Here is a 21,469-nt window from a genome sequence, read left to right as displayed (position 1 = left end):
GCTCCGACGCCACAGGTCAGCTCACCGTGATCCGATCAATGTCGGGCGCCCACCCCGAGGGGTTGGCGAGGGTGATGCTGTTGCCCGTACCTGCCTTCATGTCGACGCCGACGGTGGTGGTGCCGGGTGTCGACCAGTCGACGGTGGGTGCGAAGTCGACGGTGCGGACGCTGCCTCCGTTGGCCTGGACGGTCGCCGAGCGGGTCGCCGCCGTCGCGTAGTGGATGGTCACGGTCCTGGCGCCGCCACTGCCGCCGTCGACGCCATTGAAGGTGAGCGTGGCGCCGTTGCCGAGGTAGCCGACCTTGGCACCGCCGGAGCAGGCCGCGCAGGCGGCGACCACGGCGGTGCCGGTGAGGGTGTTGCCGCCGGTCTCGGCTTCGTAGCCGACGGGCTCGGTGGTGCCGCCCGAACCGACGGTCATGGCGCCGAGGTCGAGCCAACCATCGGCGTTCTGACCGGAGTTGGCGAAACGGAGCTTCTTGGCGTTGGAGCTGACGTCCTCCAGGGGGTTCTTGGCCTTCATGACGAGTTGGTAGCCGCCGGAGGCGACACCGGAGAGGTCGACGGTGGCATCGAAGTACTGGGCGTAGCCGTAGTCGCGGTACGTGGGATCGGAGCCCACACCCCAGTCGGGGAAGGCCCGGATCTTCTCCGGCATGACCTTGCGCAGGTCCCAGGGCGTGGCCCAGGTCTTGACGACGTCACCGGAGGCGTTCTTGAGCCCGAGGCTGACCTTCCAGGGGTAGTAGAACGGCGCGACGCCGGTGTTGTCGATGCGTACGCCGACGGTGGTGCTGCCCTGTGCGGTGTCGTGGAAGTAGGCGCGGTCGACGCCGAGGTCGTAGCCCATCAGCCGGACCGCGGCGCCCACACCGGCGTCGGTGGGGGAGTAGTCGGCACTGCCTTCGTTGATCTTCCAGGTGGTGTGTTCCAGTTCCAGACAGGCCTTCATGTCGTCCACGGCGCCGGAACCGCCGGGCCAGTTGTCGAAGGCGGTGGACTGGATCTCGGGTCGCACCTCGCCGCCCATGGAGGCGGTGATCCAACGGTTCTCCACGCCGTGGTCGAGGGCTTTCTGCAGTTGCGCGTACGGGGCTCCGCCCATCGACGTCGGCAGGGTGACTCCGGCGAGGGGGCTGCCCTCGCGGTAGCAGAAGGAGTCGTCGTGGTAGCCGACCGCGGGCAGGCTGTCGGCGGCGCCGCCGGCCGACTCGGCGTATCTGACCTCGATCTTCGTATGCGTGAAGGCGCTGTTGTAGGCCCGGATGATCTCGGCGCCATGGGCATCGGTGGGCATGTAGTTCGGGTACGAGTCACCCGAGGAGTCGGTGTCGTACGGCCAGGTGTGCCACTCGCCCCAGAGCCCGACCAGGCCCATGTGGATGAAGCCGATGCGCGGGTCGCCGTCGTACCGCGCGCCGTACGCCGCGATGAAGTCCTTGAGCGCGTCCAGCAGATACGGGCTGTCGTAGTCGGGGCTGGTGGTGTTCCAGTAGGAGTTGGTGCGGTTGTCGACGTGGCCCGCGAAGCACGGCGGGATCGCGTTGCCGGGATGGCTGCCGCTGCCGCCGGGATACTCGATGTAGAAGCGGATGGCGGCCTGGTTGCCGTACGAGGCGGTCTCGGCGAGGGCGTTGTCCAGCACGTCCCAGTCGAAGTGCCCGCAGTCCGACGGGTCGTTCATGACCTCGGACAGGCCGAAGTAGCTCCAGGTCAGCGAGTGCGGATAGCCCGTGTTCTGGTCGCCTCCGGGCTGGTAGAAGCGGGCGAACCCCTTGAGCGGATTGTCGAGGGGCGCGTCGGCGCGGGCGAGCGCGTGGACCGGGAGCGAGGGGTCAGGGGCGGCGCCGGGAGCCGGCCGCGTAGGTGGGCCCTGAGCCGCGGCGGCGGCCGGGGTGGCAATGGCGGGGCCGGGAGCCGGGTCGGCCTGCGCGGTGAGCGGCAGACCGGCCAGGGTGAGGGCAACGGCCGCGGAACCGAGCGCGGCCAGCAGTTTTCTGCCGCGTCGTCGAGCGAAGGTGCGCATTGGGTCAACCTCCTTGCGTTAATGCGGAGTTGGTGCGATTCGGCAGCGTCCGACGGCTCGGTCCCGTGCGGACCGGACACCGGATTTTTATGGGGCAGCATTGACAAAGTTTCGCTGCTGCTCATCAATATGTGTCCACGGTGCCCCACTGACAAGAGGTGCGGCGCAGATCCGTTCGGAGGGGAACCATGGGCGCGAAGACGGCAGTTGCGCCACCGAAGGAGAGTGCGGGACCCGCCCCGGGAAGGGCCCGCGGAGCGGGCCCACGTCGACGCCGCGACGATCGCAAAGCGGCCTGGCTGTTCCTGGCGCCCGCACTGGTGGGCTTCGCGCTCTTCTACGCGTATCCGACCATCCGCGGTGTCTACTACTCGCTCACCGACTACAACCTGCTCAACCCGCCGGCCTTCACCGGCGGGGACAACTACAGCCAGTTGATCGGCGACGACCAGTTCTGGAACGCGCTCAAGGTCACCGGCTACTACGTGGTTCTCAACATCGGATCGCAGACCGTGCTGGGCCTGTTCCTGGCGACTCTCATGCACCGCCTGACCCGATCGGTCGCGCTGCGCGCGATGCTGCTGGTGCCCTGGCTGGTACCGAACGTCACCGTCGGCCTGCTGTGGATGTGGATGCTGGACGCCAACCTCGGCTTCGTCAACCACATCCTGGACGCCCTGGGGTTCGGCACCACCGGCTTCTTCACCTCTCCGAACTGGGCGATGCCGACCGTCGCCGCGGTCAACACCTGGGCGTACACCGGCTATACGGCGCTGCTCCTGTACGCCGGAATGCTGCAGGTCCCGCACCACCTGTACGAAAGCGCCTCGTTGGACGGGGCGGGCGAGTGGCGGATGTTCACCAAGATCACGCTGCCCCTGTTGCGGCCGGTCCTCGCCCTGGTCCTGGTGGTGTCGCTGATCGGCTCGTTCCAGATCTTCGACACCATCGCGGTCACCACCAAGGGCGGCCCGGTCAGCGCCACAAGGGTCATCTACTTCTACATCTACGAACAGGCCTTCACGAACTTCCACATGGGTTACGCCTCCGCCGTGGCAGTCGTCCTGGCCGTGATCCTCGGCGTGCTGACCGCCGTACAGATGCGCCTGCTGCGTGCTTCCCGCTCGGACCTGGCCTAGAAGGGGGCAGACCATGACCCGTATCCGCACGAAGGTCTCGCCCGGCCGGATCGCCGCATGGACGGCGCTCACCATCGCCCTGCTCGTGACCGTCTTCCCGTTCTACTGGATGATCCGCACCGCCCTGACGCCCGCGGCCGACATCTACTCCGACGCCACCGGCCTCGTCCCGCACCACCCCACGATGATCAACTTCCTGCGCGTCCTCGGACTGACCAGCGAGGAGGAGGCGCGGGCCGCCGGTGGGTCGGGCGCGCACGTCGACTTCCTGCGCTATCTGCTCAACTCCGTTGTCTACAGCGGCCTGATCGCCGTTCTGCAGACGCTGTTCTGTGCCATGGCCGGGTACGCCTTCGCCCGTCTGCGCTTCCCCGGCAGGGACGCGGTCTTCGGCGTACTGATCGCCGCACTGATGGTCCCGCCCATCTTCACCGTGCTGCCCAATTTCGTCCTGGTGAAGAACCTCGACTGGCTGAACACCTTCGCCGGGATGGTCGCGCCCAGCGTGCTCATGACGCCGTTCGCGGTCTTCTTCCTGCGCCAGTTCTTCCTGTCCATCCCCCGCGACGTGGAGGAGGCGGCCGTGCTCGACGGGGTCGGGGCCTGGGGCATCTTCTGGAAGATCGTGATGCCCATGAGCCGCGGCCCGCTCATCACCATCGGGCTCACCACCACCGTGTGGGCCTGGAAGGACTACCTGTGGCCGCTGCTGACCGGCCGCGACGAGCAGACCCGCGTACTGACCGTCGCGCTCGGCATCTTCCAGCAGCAGTCGCCCAACACCCAGCCCGACTGGACCGGCCTCATGGCGGGCTCCGCGCTGTCGGTCCTGCCCGTACTCGTGCTGCTGATCGTGCTCGGCCGCCGACTGGTCGAGTCCCTCAACTTCACCGGCATCAAATAGTCGCTCGCACACGGTAGTTCGCCCACCCCACCGCACGACTCCCATCCTCGTACGAGCCCGAGAGGTCCCTCGCGATGAGTTCCAAGCACCTGCGCACCGGCGCGGCCCTGCTGTGTCTGGCCGCCACCTCCACCCTCGTCTCCTGTGGTGGCTCCGCCGACACGGCCGGAGGCAGGACGACCATCAACTACTGGCTGTGGGACGACAAGCAGCTGCCCGCCTACCAGGACTGCGCGACAGCCTTCCAGAAGGCCAACCCCGACATCACCATCAAGATCACCCAGACCGCCTGGGTCCAGTACTGGCAGAACCTCACCACACAGTTGACCTCCGGTGACGCCCCGGACGTCTGGACGAACCAGGCCTCCTACTATCCGCAGTTCGCGACCAGCAACCAACTGCTGGATCTGCAGCCCTACGTGGACCAGGACAAGCTCGACCTGTCCGCCTACCAGTCCGGTCTCGCCGAGACCTGGGTCAAGGACGGCAAGCGCTACGGGCTGCCGAAGGACTGGGACACCATGGCCCTCGTCTACAACACCGGCATGCTGAAGAAGCAGGGTGTGGACGCCGAGCAGGTGAACGACCTGACCTGGAACCCCGATGACGGCGGCACCCTGGAGCAGGCGATCGCCAAGGCGACCGTCGACAAGAAGGGCCGCGACGGTCTCGACCCCGCCTTCGACAAGAACCAGGTGAAGACGTACGGGTTTCTGCCCGAGTGGGCCGACGGGGCCCAGGGCCAGAACGGCTGGGGTGACCTCGCCGCCGCCAACGGCTTCCAGTACCTGAACAAGAACCCGTGGGGGACGAAGTACAAGTACGACGATCCCAAGCTCGCCGAGACCATCGCCTGGTTCAAGCACCTCATCGACCAGGGCTACGCGCCCCGCTTCGACAAGCAGTCGTCCGTCGCCAACTCCGAACTGCTCACCGCGGGCAAGGGCGCCATCATGGTCGCCGGCTCCTGGACGATTCCTACCTTCACCGATCCCAAGCTGAAGCAGAAGCTCGCTTTCGCACCGCTGCCGACCGGCCCCGCGGGCCGCAAGAGCGCCATCAACGGTCTGTCCGACGCCATCTGGGCCGGCACCGAGCACAAGGACCAGGCCTGGAAATGGGTCAAATTCCTCGCCTCGCCGGACTGTCAGAACCTGGTCGCCAAGCGCGCCGTCGTCTTCCCGGCGCTGAAGTCCGCCACGCAGAAGGCGCTCGCAGCGCACCAGGCCAAGGGCGATGACGTGCACGTCTTCACGGACGCCGTGGCGGACAAGAACAGCACGTTCCAGTTGCCCGTCACCGAACACGGCACCGAGATCGGCCCGATCGTCCAGGAGGCCATCCAGTCGGCGATCCTCGGCAGGGTGAAGCCGCAGTCCGCTCTCAAGTCGGCCAATGACAAGGTCAACGGCCTCTTCAAGTAGCCGCCGCAAGCCCGCGCCTGCCTGCAAGCGCAGTTACGTACATCCGTCACCCTGACGCAAGGAGATCCATGGCCCAGCTCATTGACCTCGGCGGGCACACGGTCGCCGCCGAACTCGAAGGCGGCGCCCCGCCCCGGCCCGTCGACGGCGGCCTGCTGTTGCCGCCCGGCCGGGTGGCCCTGCTGCACGGCCTTGGCGACGCGCAGTTCTACCGGCACGGACACAACTCCTGGAGCCCCTGCGGCTGGAGCCCGCTCTCCAACGCCCCGCTGCGCATCGAGGGCGCCGAACGACGTCTCACCGCCGACGACACGGTGTGGGACGACCCCGCCCGCCATCACTCCTCCGCGGTCGCCGCCCTCCAGGGAGCCGACGGACGGGTGCTGCTGCTCGGCGCGCTCGGCCTCGACATCCCGCGCCTCGCCGCGGACCGGGACACGCTCGCGGGGTGGTGCGAGCGCGGCGACGCGGCCTGGTTCCTGGCGTACGGCGACGAGGAAGAGGTCTTTGCCGCCTACGCCCGGCAACTCGCCGCCCGCCTCGGCCACAGTGACAAGCGGGCCGGCAACGTGTGGTGCAGCTGGTACGCGTACTACGAGAACATCACCGAGGCCCAGCTCACCAAGGACATCGCAGCCCTGCGCGGTCTGCCCTTCGACGTCGTCCAGGTCGACGACGGCTGGGAGCGGATGGTGGGGGACTGGCAGCCCAACGCCAAATTCCCCTCCGGAATGCGGGCGCTGGCCGATCGGATCACGGACGCGGGCCTGCGGCCGGGCCTGTGGATCGCCCCGTTCATCGTGCTTCCCGCATCACGCACCGCACTCGACCGTCCCGAGCTGTTGCTCCGGGACGGGCGCGGCGAACCTGTGGTCGCCGGTCACAACTGGGGCACCGGTTACTGGACCCTCGATCTCACGCTGCCAGCGGCGCAGGACCATCTGCGCGAGACGATCCGACGGGTCGCCCACGAATGGGGGTTCACCTATCTCAAGCTCGACTTCATCGGCGCCGGCGCGGCGCCGGGCGTACGCTCCGCCGACGTCGGCCGCGAAGAGGCCTACCGGCTAGGGCTGCGGATCATCCGTGAGGAGGCGGGCAAGGACGCCTACCTCCTCGGCAGCGGCGCGCCCCTGCTGCCCTCGCTCGGGCTGATCGACGGCATCCGCAGCGGACCCGACGTCGCGCCGCTGTGGGAGCACTACGCGACCAAGGACCCGTCCGACGCCCTGGCCCGCAATGCCGTCGTCAACACCCTGCACCGGCTCTGGCAGGCTCCCTTGCTCGAAGTCGACCCGGACGTCGTCTACTTCCGGAGCCGGCTGAACCTGCTGACGGAACAGCAGCAGGGCTGGCTGCGCGACCTCGCCGACATCTGCGGATTCCGGGCGGTCTCCGATCCGCCCGGCTGGCTGCACCCCGACGAACTGCAGGCCATGACCGGGTACTTGGCCCACCGCCCCGAGATCCGCAGGCTCGGACGCTACCGCTTCGCCCTTGACGAACGGGAGGTGGACTTCGCACCCGCTGTCACTCCGGAGGCGGAACAGCGCTATCCGATTGCCTGAGTCGGCGACCGGGCACCCCACTTGCGCACCGCCGCCTCCGCTAATTAGTAAACTACTCAGCAATATTCAGTAGCGGGCACGGCAACCCCTCCAGGGAGCACCAGCATGGCGACGACCGGAACAGACATGTCCCGGATGCGCGAGATGAACCAGCTGTCGATCGTGTGGGCGCTGCGGGGCAATCCGCCCTCCACGGTCACCGAGCTCGCGGGCCGGGCCGGGCTGTCCCGGCCCGCCGTGGACGTACTGGTCCAGGCTCTCGTCACCGACGGGTGGGCGGAGGTGGAGGAGCCGGGGGCCAGCAGCGTGGTCGGTCGTCCCGCCCGCCGCTTCCGGTTCCGGGCGGGCGCCGGTCACGCGCTCGGCATCGACATCGGCGTCCACAAGATCCTCGTCATGGTGAGCGACCTGGAGGGCGACATCGTCCGGGCCGAGCGGCGCCCGGTCGATCCCGAGGCGGCGCCCGAGGCGCGGCTCGCCGCGGTCGACCAGGTCATCGACGAGGTCCTGGCGGGCGCCGGTCTGACGCCGGCCGACATCTGGGCCGTCACGGTCGGGGTGACGGGGCCGGTCGACGCCAGCGGCCGCACCACTTTGTTCACGCCGCTGCCCGGCTGGCACGCCACGGACCCGGCAGCGCACCTGGCGGCCCGTTTCACCTGCCCGATCCAGGTCGAGAACGACTGCAAACTCGCCGCCGTCGCGGAGCGCTGGAAGGGGGTCGCGCAGGACGCCGACGACATCGTCTTCCTCCTCGCGGGGCTGCGCACGGGCGCCGGGCTCATCCTCGACGGCTCCCTGCGCCGCGGGCACGGCGGGGCGGCGGGCGAGATCGGCGCGCTCAAGGCCGTCCGGTGGCTCACCGCCCCCGACCACCTGGAGTCCTGCCCCGGCGTGCCGGCGACGGCGGGCGAGGCGGCGGCCTGGGTGTTCCAGGCCGCCAGGGAAGGCGACCGGGACGCGAAGACCGCCGTCCGGCGCTACGCCCGCGACCTGGCGATCGGCGTCGCCGCCCTGGTGCTCGCCCTCGACCCTCAGGTCGTCGTCTACGGCGGCGGGTTCTCCCGGTCCGCCGACGTGGTCCTCGAACCGCTGCGGCGCGAACTGACCAAACACTGCCTGCGCCTGCCGGAACTGCGCACCTCCACGCTCGGCGACGAGAGCGTGGCCCTCGGGGCGCTGCGCCTGGCCCTCGACGAGATCGACAGCCGCCTGCTGAGCGACGGACTCGCGGCTCCGGCCGCGCCGCGCGGCTGAGCGGCCCGGCCGGAGAACCGAGCCTGGGATCAGGGCGCCCAGGGTGCCTCCACGGCCCACGTCGTGTCCTCGACGAAGGAGCCCGGGTTGTCCGAGGCCCGCGATCCGCCGGGCACCGCCAGATACACCTCGGCGTTGTAGTGCCGCAGGTACTGGCCCGGGAAGTTCTGCGCCGTCAGCCGTACCCCGCCCTGCCCCTGGACCGCGCAGAACGTGGCGTCCGCGCGGAACAGGGCCGAGCCGTCACCGGCCTCCCGGTGGACCCGGAAGTCACGGTGACGCAGGTACTCGCCGGGATAGTTGCGGGACTCGAAGGAGTAGCAGGAGCTGTCGGCCAGGCCCGGCACGATGCGCCAGGTGGCGTCGCTCTTCAACAGGGCGCTGCTGCCGCTGTTGACGACCTCCGTGTACGCGAGGGCGTCCTGGTGCCGGATGTAGCGGTCGGTGTATCCGGGCGTGGTGACGCGCAGCGACTTGTAACCGGTGGGCAGGGTGACCGGCGCAGGCGGACTCTTCGACGCGTTGATCAGGGCCTGGTTCGCCGCCTTGACCCGTGCCTGGTCGACCTTCGTCACCTGACGGTCGTACGTCACCAGGCCGTTGACCTCGTTCTCGACGTCGGTGATCTCGGTGTAGACCGACGCGGAGAGGCCCGCGGGCAGCTGCTGGAGGCGCAGCGCGTCGATGAGGCCGACGAAGCGGTTGTTCAGGTGCGCGGCGTCGGCCTGGTCCTCATAGGAGAAACCGTTGCCGGGCGACCACTCATGGCCGGACACCCTGAGCCCGAGTCCGCCGAATTCGCCGAGGACGGCGGCCCGTGTCGACGACGGGCTCGTCACCCCCGGGCCCACGTAGTTGTGGTGGTCGATCACGTCACCGTTGCCGCCGTCGACCGCGCCGCAGCAGTTGATGCCGCTCATGTTGTCGACCAGACGTGAGGGGTCGGCCGCCTTCACCTTGTCGGCGATGCGCGCCTGGTCGTACTGGCCCCAGCCCTCGTTCTCGTCGACCCACATCACCAGCGAAGGCGAGCTGCGGTGCTCGTCGATGATCTGGTCGAACTCCGCCTCCCACTGGGTGCGGGCGGCCGTGTCAGGGGTGCGGGTGTCCATCGCGGGCATGTCCTGCCACACCAGGAGCCCGAGCCGGTCGGCCCAGTAGAACCAGCGCTGCGGTTCGACCTTGATGTGCTTGCGGACCATGTTGAAACCGAGGTCCTTGTGCTTCTGCAGGTCGTACTTGAGGGCGTCGTCGGTGGGCGCGGTGTAGATGCCGTCCGGCCAGTACCCCTGGTCGAGGGTGCCGGTCTGGAACACGAACTTGCCGTTCAGCAACAGGCGTTGCTTGCCGTCGACCGTCCCGCGCGAGATCGACCGCATGCCCGCGTAACTGCCGACGGAGTCGGACACCGTGGACCCCGAAACCAACTCGGCCTGCACGTCGTACAGGAACGGATCATCCGGCGACCAGAGGTGCGGGTCGGTGATGCGGACGGTCAGCTGCGAGCCGGCCGCGCCGGTCGCCGTGCCCACCGTGGTGCCGCCGGAGCTGACGGTGACGCGCGCGCTCTGCCCGCTGATCCCGTCGCCGCGGACGGTGACGCGCAGGGACGAGTCGGACAGGTTCGGCACCATGTCGAGGCGGGTGATGTGGGCCGGGGCGGTGGGCTCCAGCCACACGGTCTGCCAGATGCCGGAGGCCGCGGTGTAGAAGATGCCGCCGCCCGGGTGCGGCGTCACGTCGTTGATGCGCTGCTTGCCGACCGCTTGGCCGCCGGTCTGGGTCGGGTCGAACACCGAGACGACGATGGTGTTGGTGCCGCCGTTGAGCAGGGGCGTGATGTCGTAGCCGAATGCGTCGTAGCCGCCGCTGTGGACGGCGCCCGCCTGCTGCCCGTTCACCCACACCGTCGTACGCCAGTCACTGGCACCGGAGTTGAGCTGGACACGGCGTCCGTTCCAGCTGGACGGCACGGTGAACGTGCGCTTGTACCAGAGCTTGTCGTTCTGGGTGATCTTGCGCTGGATGCCGGAGAGCGCGGACTCCGCGACGAACGGGACCCGGATCTGCTCGGTGAACGAGGCCGGCTGCCCGGCGTTCGCCGAAGTGACGGCGAAATCCCAGATGCCGTTGAGATTGCTCCAGTCGGTCCGGGTCAGCTGCGGCCGCGGATACTCCGGGAGCGGGTTGTCCCGGGAGACCTGGCTGGTCCACGGCGTCGTCATCGGCGCGGGTTTGGGCGTCCAGGCGGTGGGCGCGGCCTGCGCGGTGGGGGCCAGGGCGGTGGCGCCGCCCAGGAGCAGCGCGAGCGTGCTCAGCAGGACGCCGAGCGCGCGGCGCGCCGATCTGAGACGGGTGGTGGCGAGTTGATGGCGCATCGGAGCTCCTCGTGTCGCAGGGCGCGGCCGGTCGGGCCGCTGGACAGCGGTACGGAGGTGCGTGTTCTTGCTCGTGTTCGCTCTGGTCTTCGTTCGGGTCCTGGCTCTCGGGTCCTGGCCCAGGTCTTCGCTCTGGTGTCGGCTCTCGCGCTTCCTTCTCCGCCGCGCGACGCCACGCCCTTACATCGTTGTAAGAGGAGTTTCTACGCACTGCCTGACGGCGCGTCAACGCCTGGGACGCGGGAAGTTGCCGTGCGGGGCCGCGGTTGGCCGTTTCCGGTCAGTCCACGTCGCCGTAGGCGGTACCGACCTTCAGGCTGTCCACGCGGTTGACGATCTCGGTGGTGGTGTTGTCCCGGTCGTACGCGCCCCACTTGGGCTCGTTGGCCGAGTCCCAGGTGCGGCCCTCCGCGCGGGTGGTGCCGTCGGTGAACTTCTGCTGCACGCCGTTGTAGTAGAGCTCGACCCAGCCGTCGGACGCCGAGTCCGAGGTGTGGATGCCGAGGGCGACCTGATTCCAGTCGAAGGCGGTGACAGGGGTGGACCAGATCGTCTTCCACGACGCGCCGGGCGCGACGTACACGAGCTTCAGCACGCCGCTGCCCACGGTCATCAACAACGGGTAGTTCTGCGAGGAGTTGGGGTACGACTTCCACTGCCACGGCACGAAGTCGGAGCCGCTGCCCGGCACCACGGAGAACTTCTGCTCCCAGCCGAGCCAGTAGGTGTGGTCGTTCGCGAACGTATACCGGGAGCCACCCACGTCGATGCCGCGGGACTCGCAGCGGTAGACGCCCACCGCTTTCGTGTAGCGGAAGACCGTGCCGTGGCCATCGGTCTGTGCGGCGGTGACCAGGCTGCCCGGGGAGTCGCATTCGACGCTGCCGAAGACGCCGGTGCCGTGCGTGGCGTCACCGTCCCACACGGCGGCGGCCTGCGCCGTTCCGGTGTTGATCAGCAGCAGGGCGGCTGCGGCGGCTGCCGCCACGGGGGCGGTCGAAGCGGAGACGCGGACTCCTCGGCGTGTACGGGCGTGTGCGCTCATGGTGCCTCCAGGCGAAAGGACGCGTACGGAAGGGGAGTTGACCGTGCGGTGCGACACGCGCAGTTTCTAGCACGTTCGATCCAAGCGCTCAATTGGACTGTTCAAATTGAGCGTTTCGATCGAATGTCGATTCGCTGATCCGCTGGAGGGGTCAGACCGCGGGGCCGCCGGAACCGCGGTGGGGGCCCAATTCGCCGAGCACGGAGACAAGTTGGCTGGAGGTGAGAGCGGGGGAGGGGAGCGGTGAAGGGGCGGGCGCGGTGCGCAGGCTGTCCAGGAACAGGGCGAGGGGGCGGCGCCATGCGTCGGAGGCGGCCGCCGTGGTCAGCGCCGGGACGGCGCGGCCCAGGGCGGCGAGCGCGAACAGGATGTCCTCGGCGGTGACGTCGGGGCGGACGGTGCCCTCGGTCCGGCCGCGGTCGAGGAGCAGTTCCAGCGTCCGCCGATTGTGCGCGTGCACGGCGTCCAGGGCCTCGATGCCGCGCAGGTGAGTGGTCATGAGGTCGTTGGTGCCCCGGTCGGTGGCGAGCACGGTGAAGACGGCTTCGAGGTAGCCGGTCAGCCCCGCCCAGGCGTCCGGGGCTCCGCGGGCCTCCTCGCCGGCGGTCATGGTGTCGCTCAGCGGGTCGCGGAAGACCGCGTCGACGAGCGCGACGCGGGTGGGGAAGTGGCGGTAGAGCGTCGCGTTGCCCACGCCGGCCCTGCGGGCGATGACGTCGAGCGGCGCTTCCAGCCCCTGCTCGCGGAACACGTCATGGGCCGCCTCGACCAGGAGTTCCCGGTTGCGTCGCGCGTCGCGACGGCGCGGGGCCGTCCCGGAGCCTGTGCCGCCGTTCATCGTCGTCCTCCGTCGGGTCCCGTGGCGCCGTACCGGGGAGCACTCCCCGGTACGGATGCTATCGTCCGACGCGGAAATGGGGAGCACTCCCCGCTTTGCTCCGAGGAGGGACGGCATGGACGGAACGGCACTGGTGCTCGGCGGTGGGGGAGCGGTCGGCGGCGCCTGGCTGGTGGGCATGCTCGCCGGACTGGCGGACGCGGGCGTCGACCTCGACAGGCCCGACGTGATCCTCGGCGCCTCGGCGGGCGCGATCTTCGGCGCGCGGCTCGCCGCGGGGGAGTCACCGAGGGCGTTGTACGAGGGTCAACTCGCCGGTGACAACCGCGTGGACCTGAAAGTGAGCGCGGCGCAGACCCTGCGCTTCCTGTGGGCGGCACTGAGTTCCAAGGACCCCGAGCGCTCCGTCCGCCGCCTGGGCCGGGCCGCCCTCGCCGCACGCACCGGACCGCAGACGGAGGTGTTCGACACCGTCCGCATGCTGCTCGGCGGGGTGCGGGAGTGGCCCGAACGTCCCCTTCGTATCGCGGTCGTGGACGCGCTGACCGGCGAACTGGAGGCCTTCGACCGGCACACGCGACCCACCTTCGTCGAGGCGGTCGCCGCCAGCTGCGCGGTCCCCATCGTCTGGCCGCCGGTCACCGCGGACGGGCGCCGGTGGATGGACGGCGGCAGCCGCTCGACCGCGCCGCTCGAACTGGCCCGCGGCCATCGACGCGTACTCGCGATCGTCCCGATCCCCGCCGCCGTCGGCCCGCACCCGCACGCGCGGCAACAGGCCGCCGAGCTGACCGCCGGGGGAACCTCCGTCGTGCTCCTGACACCGGACGCGGCCGCCCGCCGCGCCATGGGCCGGAACATGACCGCGGACCACCGCCGGCCGGCCGCCGCCCGTGCCGGGCACGGCCAGGCCGCGGCCGTCGCCGACACCGTGGCCGATCTTCTGCGGGGCTGAACTCCGAGCGACCGAGCGCCGCAATGACGGCGAACGCACCACGAACACGATCGGAGAAACCTGTGTCCCAGGCGCCCACCCTGGAAGAACTGGCCCCCAGCGGCCACGACCTGGCAGCCGACCCGTACCCCGTGTACGCGGCGCTGCGCGACAAAGGCCCCGTCCACCGCGTCCTCGTCCCGGAGAGCGGTGCGTGCTGGTTCGTCGTCACACAGGAAGCGGCGCGAGCGGCCCTGACCGACCCCCGGCTGCGCAACGACATCCGGCACTCCTCGTCCTGGCGGACCGACGGCGGCCACGCCATCGGCCGCAACATGCTGCAGAGCGATCCCCCACAGCACACCCGGCTCCGTCGACTGGTCGCGGGACACTTCTCACCCCGGCGGATCACCGCTCTGCACGCGCGGATCGAAGCCCTCGCCGACAGCCTGCTGACCGCCCTGCCCGAGCAGGGGAGCGTCGACCTCGTGAGCCGGTACGCGCTGCCGCTGCCCGTCACCGTGATCTGCGAGGTCCTGGGCGTTCCCGAGGCGGACCGCGACATCTTCCACACCTGGTCGAACGAGCTGGTCCTGCCGACCTCGCCGGAGGCGACGGCGACGGCCTCCACCGAACTGGCCGGCTGCCTCACCGAGTTGCTCGCCCACAAGGCCGCGACCCCGGACGACACACTTCTCAGCGACCTCGCGACGGCGGGCGGTCAGGGCGAGCTCGCGCACGAGGAACTCCTGGGAATGGTGTTCCTGCTGCTCGTCGCCGGTCACGAGACGACGGTCAACCTGATCTCCGCCACCCTGCACAGCCTGCTCATGCAACCTGACCAACTCGGCTTGATACGAGCCGACTTCACACTCGTCGGCTCCGCCGTCGAGGAGTCGCTGCGCTACAACACCCCCGTGCACGCGACCGCGTTCCGCTTCGCGGCCGAACCGCTGGACCTGGCCGGAACCCCGATCGCGGCAGGCGACAGCGTCCTGGTCTCCCTCGCCGCGGCCTCCCGCGACCCGCTCCACTTCGCGGAACCCGACCGCTTCGACATCCGGCGCCGAGGGCCGGGCCACCTCGGGTTCGGCCACGGTCTGCATCACTGCCTCGGTGCCCCACTGGCCCGTGCGGAGTCCACGATCGCCCTGCGCCACCTCCTGACCCGCTGTCCTGCCCTCGCGTTCGCCACGGATCCGGCGCTCCTGACCTGGCGTACGAGCACGCTTCTACGGGGACTCGACACACTGCCCGTACGACTGGGCCCGCGTGCGCGTGGTTGAGGTCGAGGTGCGGCCCCTCGCGGGAGGGGCCGCACCTCATGCCGTCAGTCCCGGGCCACGGCGGGCGGGGCGGAGTTCACGCCCCAACTCGTGGGCCTGTCCGAGAGCTTGACCTTGACGGTGCCGGAGCGGAGCAGGTCCTTGTGGGAGATCCAGCTCTGGCGCAGCTTGCCCTTGCCCGTGGTCACGGAGGAGACGTACTGGAGCTTGGCCGCGTCGGCGCCCGGCGCCTCGATGCTGATCTTGCGTCCGTGCTCGGGCCGGATCTCGACCTTGTCGAACATGGGCGCGCTGATCACGTAGTTCGCGGAGCCGGGCTGGGCCTCGAAGACACCGGCCATGGCGAAGACGAGCATCGACGAGGTGGCGCCGAGGTCGTCGTTGCCGGGCATGCCGTAGGCGTTGTCGGTGAACAGGGTGCGCATCGCGCGCAGCACGGCCGAGGTCTTCCACGGCGCGCCGGTCCACGCGTACATCCACGGCGCGTGGAAGTCGGGCTCGTTGTTGGGGTTGAAGGCGAAGTTGTTGTGGTAGTCGTACGCGCCGGTCACCCACGACTCCGAAGCGGCCTTCGCCGGATCGGTGAGCACGGTCGGCATGTCGAAGAACTTGTCGAGGCGCTGCTCGGCGGCCGCCTGCCCGCCCATGAGACCGAAGAGGGTCTCCGGGTCCTGCTGGCCGAGCCACTGGTACTGCCACGCGGTGCCCTCGTGGAAGGCGCCGGACTGGGTCGGGTCGGGGTCGCCCGCGACGGAGCCGTCGGCGTTCCTGGTGACCGGGAACCCGGAGAAGCCCTGCGACGTGACGCCGGAGTCCCACAGCTTGGTGAAGTTGTCGCAGCGTGAGGCGAGCGTCGAGGCCTTGTCCCGGTAGCCGAGGCCGCCGGCCATGGTGGACAGCGCGCAGTCGCCGAGCGCGTACTCGAGCGTGGCCGAGCCCGCCTGACGGCTGTCGCCGTACAGGTAACCGGGCAGGTTCTGGTAGCCGACGAAGCCGTTCTTGACGTAGGTCGGATTGCCGTCACGGCCACGGAAGATCGACTGGTCCGCGGGAACGTCGTTGGCGTTCTTCCACAGGGCGTCGAAGAGCTGCCGCGAGGTGCGGTTGTCGAGCAGACCGCGGTTGTATATGTCGACGACCCACGGAGTGACGGGGTCGCCGCTCATCACGTTGGTCTCGCCGCCGCCGAGGCCCCAGCGCGGCAGCCAGCCACCGTCCTGGTAGATGTGCAGCACGGACTTGGCCATGTCGGTGGCCTTGTCCGGGTTCAATAGGGCCACGAGCTGGTTCTGCGAGCGGTAGGTGTCCCACAGCGAGAACATTTGGTAGTACGTCGAATCCGAACGGTGCACCTTGTCGTCGAAGCCGCGGTAGCGCTTGTCGACGTCGGAGCCGATCGAGGGGTGCAGCAGCGAGTGGTAGAGCGCGCTGTAATACGTACGCTGGTCGGCGGTGCTGCCACCGGCCACGCGCATCCGGTTCAGCTCGTCCTGCCAGGCGTCGTGCGCGCCGGCCCGGGCCTTGTCGAACGACGTGGGCTGCTCGGCCCTGCGGTTGAGGCGCGCGCCGTCGACCGAGGTGTAGGACAGACCCACCGAGGAGCCGACCTGGTCGCCCTTGGCCTGGTCGAACGTCAGCCAGGCACCCGCGCGCTTGCTGCCGCGCGACGCTTCGCGCTGGTTCGGGGTGAGTGTGCCGTCGGTCCAGGTGCCGAACTTCGAGAACGTACGGTCGAACTTGGCGCTGAAGTAGACCCGGTAGCGCTCCTTGCCGGTCTCCCCGCAGAAGTTGCCGCCCTGTACCCAGCCTTCGACGGTGTCGTTGCCGACCACCTTGATGTCGCCGGCGTAGGTGCTGCCGTTGCTCTCGCCGGCCTCGATGAGCACGTTCTCCGTGCCCGACCCGGCGGGGTAGGTGTAACGGTGCTGGCCGGTCCGCTCCGTCGCGCTGAGTTCGGTCCGGATGCCGTTGTCGAACTTCACGCCGTAGTAGCCCGGCGCGCGGGTCTCGTTGTCATGGCTGAACTTCGCGGCGTACTGGGCCGGGTCGGACGACGTCACCGCGCCGGTGGTCGGCATGAACCGGATGTTGCCCATCGTCTGACAGCCGACGCCCGAGAGGTGCGTGTGGCTGAAGCCGAGGATGGTGTCCTGCGCGTAGTCGTAGGACGCGTACTTGTTCAGCTGCGTGTCAGGGCTCAGCTGAACCATGCCGAACGGGGCGGCGGCACCCGGGAACGTGGTGCCGTCGCCGTTGTTGCCGATCGACGTGTCGACCAGCGTGGTGGGGTCATCAGGGAACTGCGGGCCCCGCTCCTTGGCGGACGCGGCGCCGGAGGTGACGGAACCCGCGGCTACGGTGGTGACGATCAACAAGGCGGTGAACAGGCGTTTGTGCGCTCTCATCGCGACCCTTCGTACGACAACGTTGTCATATTCGTGCCCGTTGATCTTTGTGCCTCCGTGCCGTTCCGTCAATGCACCGGCGGTCGCGGCCGGTGCATCGACGGGGGAGTGGCTACTCGCCCGGCGGCCGGGACAGCACGACGAGGCTGCGTGCCTCCATGAGCAGCGAGGTCTCCGCCTTGTACTCCGTCTCGTCGGACGCGCCGGTCGGTTCGGACGTGTCGATCAGCTTGGTCCAGCGGGAGCCGTAGGCGACGTCGGGCAGCACGAACTCCATCGGCTCCCAGAAGCAGTTGAACAGCACCAGGAACGAGTCGTCCGCGACCGGGTTCCCGCGCAGGGCGGGCGCCGAGAGGTCGTCGCCGTTCAGGAACACACCGATCGCGTGTGCGTCGGGCCGCCGCCAGTCCTTGGCGGTCATCTCAGCGGCGTCCGGCCGCAGCCAGACCAGGTCCGGCAACTCCCGCCCCTCCTGCGGGGTACCGCCCTCGAAGAAGTGGCGTCGGCGCAGGACGGGGTGGGCCATGCGCAGGGCGACGAGCTCACGGGTGAACCGCAGCAGGTCGCGTTGGTCCTCGTCGAGATCCCAGTCGATCCAGCTCACTTCGTTGTCCTGGCAGTACGCGTTGTTGTTGCCGCCCTGGGTGCGGCCGAGCTCGTCGCCGTGGCTCAGCATCGGGATGCCCTGCGACAGCATCAGCGTCGTCAGGAAGTTGCGCTGCTGCCGGCCGCGGAGTTCCCGCACCGACGGATCGTCGGTGGGACCCTCGGCACCGCAGTTCCAGGAGCTGTTGTGCGACTCGCCGTCCCGGTTGTCCTCGCCGTTGGCCTCGTTGTGCTTGTCGTTGTACGAGACCAGGTCGCGGAGGGTGAAACCGTCGTGCGCGGTGACGAAGTTGACGCTTGCGCGGGGCCTGCGCCGGTCGTGTTCGTAGAGGTCGGCGGAGCCCGTCAGGCGGGACGCGAACTCGGGCAGGGAGTGGTCGTCGGCGCGCCAGAAGTCCCGGACACTGTCGCGGTACTTGCCGTTCCACTCGGACCACTGGGGAGGGAAGTTGCCGATCTGGTAGCCGCCGTCCCCGAGATCCCACGGCTCGGCGATCAGCTTGACGCGGCTGATCACCGGATCCTGCTGGATGACGTCGAAGAAGGCGGAGAGCCGGTCCACCTCGTGGAACTGGCGGGCCAGGGTGGCCGCGAGGTCGAACCTAAAGCCGTCGACGTGGCACTCGGTCACCCAGTAACGGAGGGAGTCCATGATGAGCTGAAGGACGTTGGGGTGGCGCATCAGCAGACTGTTGCCGGTCCCCGTGGTGTCGTAGTAGCGGCTGAAGTCCTCGTCGGAGAGCCGGTAGTAGGACGCGTTGTCGATCCCGCGGAAGGAGATCGTCGGCCCCTTCTCGTTGCCTTCGGCCGTGTGGTTGTAGACCACGTCGAGGATCACTTCGAGGCCCGCGGCGTGCAGGTCCTTGACCATGTTCTTGAACTCGGTGACCTGTTCGCCGAGCGCTCCGTTCGCGGCGTAGGCGTGATGGGGCGCGAAGAAACCGATCGTGTTGTAGCCCCAGTAGTTGGAGAGCCCCTGGTCGAGGAGGAACCCGTCCTGGATGAACTGGTGGACGGGCATGAGCTCGACCGCGGTCACGTTCAGGGACTTGAGGTGCTCGATCACGGGCGGACTGGCCAGGCCGGCGTACGTGCCGCGCAGTTCCTCGGGTACGTCCGGATGGGTGCGGGAGAGCCCCCGTACATGCGCCTCGTAGATGACCGAGTCGGTGTAGGAGTACGCGGGCGGCGTGTCCGTGCCCCAGTCGAAGGCGGGGTCGACGACGACTCCGCACAGGCCGTGCCCCGAGTCCTGCCCCGGCAGGCGCTGTTCGCAGACCGCGAGGGCATAGGGGTCCAGGAGGAACGCCGAGGCGTCGCAGCGGTGCCCGGATGTCGGCTCCCAGGGGCCGTGGACGCGGTAGCCGTACCGCTGACGCGGCCCGACGTCCGCGAGGTAGCCGTGCCACACGCAGCCGTCCACCTCGGGCAGCGTCACCACCCGTTCGGTTCCGTCGGGCTCCACCAGGATCAGGTCGACCTGATCGGCCACGCCACTGAAGAGCGCGAAGTTCGTGCCGTGCCCGTCGTAGGTGGCGCCGAGGGGGTAGGGGCGTCCGGCCTGGACGCCCCCGCTCCCGTCGTCCGTCGGACGTGCCGTCACGACGCGGGCCCGGCGATCGCGGGCTCGCGAGCGGCGCTCCCGTGCGTGGCCGGAGTCTGCGGCACGCTCAGCGACTCGCTGGACCACGGCTCCGGCTGCTTGGTGGCGAGCACCTCGCGGTCGTTGTCGGACTTGCGCAGGGCGAACCAGACGATCTTCCGGTTGTTCGTGGTGCAGCTGCCCCAGCCGTCGCTCAACGTCGCGATCTGCTCGAAGTGCGAGTGCGTGCCCTTGAGTTGACCGCCTTCGGAGGCGTCGGGGTGCGACACCGCGGTGATCAGGTGCTGACCGGTCCACCAGGTCTCGATCTCCACGCGCTCGAACGGACCGGCCGCGACCGCTGCTTCCAGCAGGAGTCCGACGCCCTGCGTCGCCGACGGCACCAGCTTCACCAGCCCCCAGTACCGCAGGTGCGCGGCGACGATGCGCTGCATCGGTCCGACGCGCTCCAGCGAGGACTCCACCTCGACGTGGTAGTAGCGGGACGCTGTCCGGTTCATGGTTCGTGCTCCTCACCGCGAGTCTCGCGCCGCCGTCGCATCGATCTGTCGAGGCGAACGGAACGTGAGCAGGGGCCACCCGAGAGTCATTGACCAGCCTCTGCCCCGTACTCCATTCGTGCAACACGAGAGTGATCGGGCGGTGACGCTCGGCTCAACAGGCCGGATCGCCGATCACCCCGCACCATGGTGGGACGGCAGCCGAGTGTGACGGCGCGCTCTCACCCCGTGCACAGAGGGCGAGCCGTGAAAGCGGAGAACACGGGACCCAGGAGGTCGACGGAGGCCATGGACGCAAGCCAGGTCGGCGAGGAGATCGGCCGGACGCTGACGCGCTACCGGTGGTGGCAGCGCCGCTTCCTCGCCTCTCCCGCGGATGCGCGGGTACGCGCGCGCTTCGAGCGGACCGTCGAGGCGCTGTGCGCCGCGACGGGCGAGCGCTGCGGACGCGAGGCGGCCAGCACGGCCGAGCGCCGGACGCGCACGGCGGCGAAGCCGACCGTGTGACCCCAACTGCCGCGCACAGCACTGGAGGTGAGAGTGATGACAGGTACGGCGCAGCCGGTCCCTGTACAGATCGAGGACGTACGTCCCCGCGTCCACGGTGGCCGCGGCATGGCGAAAGCCGTGGTCGGTGAGGCTTTCCCGGTCACAGCCCTGGTGTTCGTCGAGGGATCCGGCATCGTGCGGCCGCACGCCGTGCTGCGTGACCCCGACGGCCGTACGGTCCAGTGCGTCGCGATGCGCGAACAGACCCCGGGAAGCGACCGGTGGAGCGCCGTCGTGACCCCGGCTGCCCCCGGCCGCTGGAGCTACTGCGTGCAGGCGTGGTGCGACACGGTGGCCGCCTGGCGGCGGGACGCCGCGATCAAGGTGCCGGCGGGCGTGGACAGTGACATCACCCTCGAAGAAGGCGCCGTACACCTGGAGCGGGCTCTGGGACGGGTGACCGACGAGGCGGCAAGGCGCACGCTGTTCGAAGCCATCCGCGTCCTGACGGACGGTGCGCGCGGTGACATGGAGCGGCTGGCGGCGGCAACGTCTGCGGAGGTCCGTGAGGTGCTGGAGGCTCACCCCCTGCTCGACCGGCTGACCGAGAGCGGTTCCCTGCCGCTGCTTGTGGAGCGGGAGCGGGCGTTGTACGGGGCGTGGTACGAGTTCTTTCCGCGGTCGGAGGGTGCGGTGGTCGAGGCGGGTGCGGCGCCGGTGAGCGGTACGTTCGCGACCGCGGCCCGGCGGTTGCCGGCGATTGCCGCGATGGGCTTCGACGTGGTGTATCTGCCGCCCATCCATCCGATCGGGACGACGTACCGCAAGGGCCCGGACAACAGTCTGTCGCCGACTCCGGATGATGTGGGGGTGCCCTGGGCGATCGGTTCGGCGGAGGGCGGGCACGAGGCGGTCCATCCGGATCTGGGCACGCTGGAGGACTTCGACGCGTTCGTGGCGCGGGCCCGGGCGGAGGGTCTGGAGGTGGCGCTGGACTTCGCGTTGCAGTGTTCGCCGGATCATCCGTGGGTGGAGAAGCATCCGGAGTGGTTCCAGCACCGTCC

The 21,469-nt window shown here is 69.3% G+C and carries 16 protein-coding genes; 9 read left to right on the top strand and 7 right to left on the bottom strand.

Going from position 1 to position 21,469, the window contains the following annotated elements; genetic code table 11:
- Window positions 1–16: 16 nt before the first annotated feature.
- Window positions 17–2,029: a DUF4832 domain-containing protein gene (locus ACIREE_RS03175; RefSeq protein WP_404145407.1), complete on the bottom strand. Its 2,013-nt coding sequence runs from the start codon at window positions 2,027–2,029 to the stop codon at window positions 17–19.
- A 188-nt stretch (window positions 2,030–2,217) separates the two neighbouring features.
- On the opposite strand from ACIREE_RS03175, the gene ACIREE_RS03170 reads away from it, so the two are divergent.
- From ACIREE_RS03170 to ACIREE_RS03150, 5 genes are all read left to right on the top strand, one after another.
- Entirely contained in the window at window positions 2,218–3,168 is a 951-nt protein-coding gene (locus tag ACIREE_RS03170; RefSeq protein WP_404145404.1) for a carbohydrate ABC transporter permease, read from the top strand.
- Between the two features lie 13 nt (window positions 3,169–3,181).
- Complete coding sequence (locus ACIREE_RS03165; RefSeq protein WP_404145401.1) at window positions 3,182–4,072, top strand: carbohydrate ABC transporter permease; 891 nt, start codon at window positions 3,182–3,184, stop codon at window positions 4,070–4,072.
- Window positions 4,073–4,146: 74 nt separating this feature from the next.
- Window positions 4,147–5,496, top strand: coding sequence for an ABC transporter substrate-binding protein (locus ACIREE_RS03160; RefSeq protein ID WP_404145398.1), 1,350 nt, complete (start codon window positions 4,147–4,149; stop codon window positions 5,494–5,496).
- Window positions 5,497–5,564: 68 nt separating this feature from the next.
- Window positions 5,565–7,064, top strand: coding sequence for a glycoside hydrolase family 36 protein (locus tag ACIREE_RS03155; protein ID WP_404145395.1), 1,500 nt, complete (start codon window positions 5,565–5,567; stop codon window positions 7,062–7,064).
- 105 nt (window positions 7,065–7,169) lie between these two features.
- Entirely contained in the window at window positions 7,170–8,321 is a 1,152-nt protein-coding gene (locus tag ACIREE_RS03150) for an ROK family transcriptional regulator (protein ID WP_404145392.1), read from the top strand.
- 29 nt (window positions 8,322–8,350) lie between these two features.
- Here ACIREE_RS03150 and ACIREE_RS03145 read toward each other — a convergent pair whose 3' ends face one another.
- The 3 genes from ACIREE_RS03145 to ACIREE_RS03135 all read right to left on the bottom strand — a co-directional run bounded on the left by ACIREE_RS03145 (window position 8,351) and on the right by ACIREE_RS03135 (window position 12,582).
- A complete protein-coding gene (locus ACIREE_RS03145; RefSeq protein WP_404145389.1) occupies window positions 8,351–10,699 on the bottom strand; it encodes an AbfB domain-containing protein in 2,349 nt (782 codons plus the stop codon).
- A gap of 280 nt (window positions 10,700–10,979) precedes the next feature.
- Entirely contained in the window at window positions 10,980–11,744 is a 765-nt protein-coding gene (locus ACIREE_RS03140; protein WP_404145383.1) for a hypothetical protein, read from the bottom strand.
- Window positions 11,745–11,895: 151 nt separating this feature from the next.
- Window positions 11,896–12,582: a TetR/AcrR family transcriptional regulator gene (locus tag ACIREE_RS03135; protein WP_404145380.1), complete on the bottom strand. Its 687-nt coding sequence runs from the start codon at window positions 12,580–12,582 to the stop codon at window positions 11,896–11,898.
- 115 nt (window positions 12,583–12,697) lie between these two features.
- Between ACIREE_RS03135 and ACIREE_RS03130 the strand changes: the two genes are divergently transcribed.
- Window positions 12,698–13,537 (top strand): patatin-like phospholipase family protein, encoded by an 840-nt coding sequence (locus tag ACIREE_RS03130; RefSeq protein ID WP_404145377.1) that lies wholly within the window; start codon window positions 12,698–12,700, stop codon window positions 13,535–13,537.
- A 62-nt stretch (window positions 13,538–13,599) separates the two neighbouring features.
- Window positions 13,600–14,802, top strand: a complete 1,203-nt coding sequence (locus ACIREE_RS03125; protein ID WP_404145375.1) for a cytochrome P450 — start codon at window positions 13,600–13,602, stop codon at window positions 14,800–14,802.
- Between the two features lie 44 nt (window positions 14,803–14,846).
- On the opposite strand, the gene ACIREE_RS03120 is transcribed toward ACIREE_RS03125, so the two are convergent.
- The 3 genes from ACIREE_RS03120 to ACIREE_RS03110 form a co-directional block, all read right to left on the bottom strand.
- A complete protein-coding gene (locus tag ACIREE_RS03120; RefSeq protein ID WP_404145372.1) occupies window positions 14,847–17,207 on the bottom strand; it encodes a GH92 family glycosyl hydrolase in 2,361 nt (786 codons plus the stop codon).
- Between the two features lie 112 nt (window positions 17,208–17,319).
- A complete protein-coding gene (gene glgX / locus ACIREE_RS03115) occupies window positions 17,320–19,416 on the bottom strand; it encodes a glycogen debranching protein GlgX (protein ID WP_404145369.1) in 2,097 nt (698 codons plus the stop codon).
- Window positions 19,413–19,916, bottom strand: a complete 504-nt coding sequence (locus ACIREE_RS03110) for a pep a2 (RefSeq protein WP_404145366.1) — start codon at window positions 19,914–19,916, stop codon at window positions 19,413–19,415. Before ACIREE_RS03110 ends, glgX begins: the two co-directional genes overlap by 4 nt.
- A 288-nt stretch (window positions 19,917–20,204) precedes the next feature.
- On the opposite strand from ACIREE_RS03110, the gene ACIREE_RS03105 reads away from it, so the two are divergent.
- Complete coding sequence (locus ACIREE_RS03105) at window positions 20,205–20,423, top strand: DUF5133 domain-containing protein (RefSeq protein ID WP_404145363.1); 219 nt, start codon at window positions 20,205–20,207, stop codon at window positions 20,421–20,423.
- A 36-nt stretch (window positions 20,424–20,459) separates the two neighbouring features.
- Window positions 20,460–21,469, top strand: a 1,010-nt coding sequence (locus tag ACIREE_RS03100; RefSeq protein ID WP_404145359.1) for a maltotransferase domain-containing protein, incomplete at its 3' end; no start/stop codon positions are given.

It is taken from the genome of Streptomyces sp. NPDC102467 (assembly GCF_044765445.1).
Lineage (GTDB): Bacteria > Actinomycetota > Actinomycetes > Streptomycetales > Streptomycetaceae > Streptomyces.
This window is presented reverse-complemented; position numbering and strand designations above follow the sequence as displayed.

Excerpts from the sequence above, each read along its gene's own strand:
- ACIREE_RS03175 (WP_404145407.1), bottom strand. The coding sequence starts at position 2,029 with ATGCGCACCTTCGCTCGACGACGCGGCAGAAAACTGCTGGCCGCGCTC.
- ACIREE_RS03170 (WP_404145404.1), top strand. The coding sequence starts at position 2,218 with ATGGGCGCGAAGACGGCAGTTGCGCCACCGAAGGAGAGTGCGGGACCC.
- ACIREE_RS03165 (WP_404145401.1), top strand. The coding sequence starts at position 3,182 with ATGACCCGTATCCGCACGAAGGTCTCGCCCGGCCGGATCGCCGCATGG.
- ACIREE_RS03160 (WP_404145398.1), top strand. The coding sequence starts at position 4,147 with ATGAGTTCCAAGCACCTGCGCACCGGCGCGGCCCTGCTGTGTCTGGCC.
- ACIREE_RS03155 (WP_404145395.1), top strand. The coding sequence starts at position 5,565 with ATGGCCCAGCTCATTGACCTCGGCGGGCACACGGTCGCCGCCGAACTC.
- ACIREE_RS03150 (WP_404145392.1), top strand. The coding sequence starts at position 7,170 with ATGGCGACGACCGGAACAGACATGTCCCGGATGCGCGAGATGAACCAG.
- ACIREE_RS03145 (WP_404145389.1), bottom strand. The coding sequence starts at position 10,699 with ATGCGCCATCAACTCGCCACCACCCGTCTCAGATCGGCGCGCCGCGCG.
- ACIREE_RS03140 (WP_404145383.1), bottom strand. The coding sequence starts at position 11,744 with ATGAGCGCACACGCCCGTACACGCCGAGGAGTCCGCGTCTCCGCTTCG.
- ACIREE_RS03135 (WP_404145380.1), bottom strand. The coding sequence starts at position 12,582 with ATGAACGGCGGCACAGGCTCCGGGACGGCCCCGCGCCGTCGCGACGCG.
- ACIREE_RS03130 (WP_404145377.1), top strand. The coding sequence starts at position 12,698 with ATGGACGGAACGGCACTGGTGCTCGGCGGTGGGGGAGCGGTCGGCGGC.
- ACIREE_RS03120 (WP_404145372.1), bottom strand. The coding sequence starts at position 17,207 with ATGAGAGCGCACAAACGCCTGTTCACCGCCTTGTTGATCGTCACCACC.
- ACIREE_RS03110 (WP_404145366.1), bottom strand. The coding sequence starts at position 19,916 with ATGAACCGGACAGCGTCCCGCTACTACCACGTCGAGGTGGAGTCCTCG.
- ACIREE_RS03105 (WP_404145363.1), top strand. The coding sequence starts at position 20,205 with ATGGACGCAAGCCAGGTCGGCGAGGAGATCGGCCGGACGCTGACGCGC.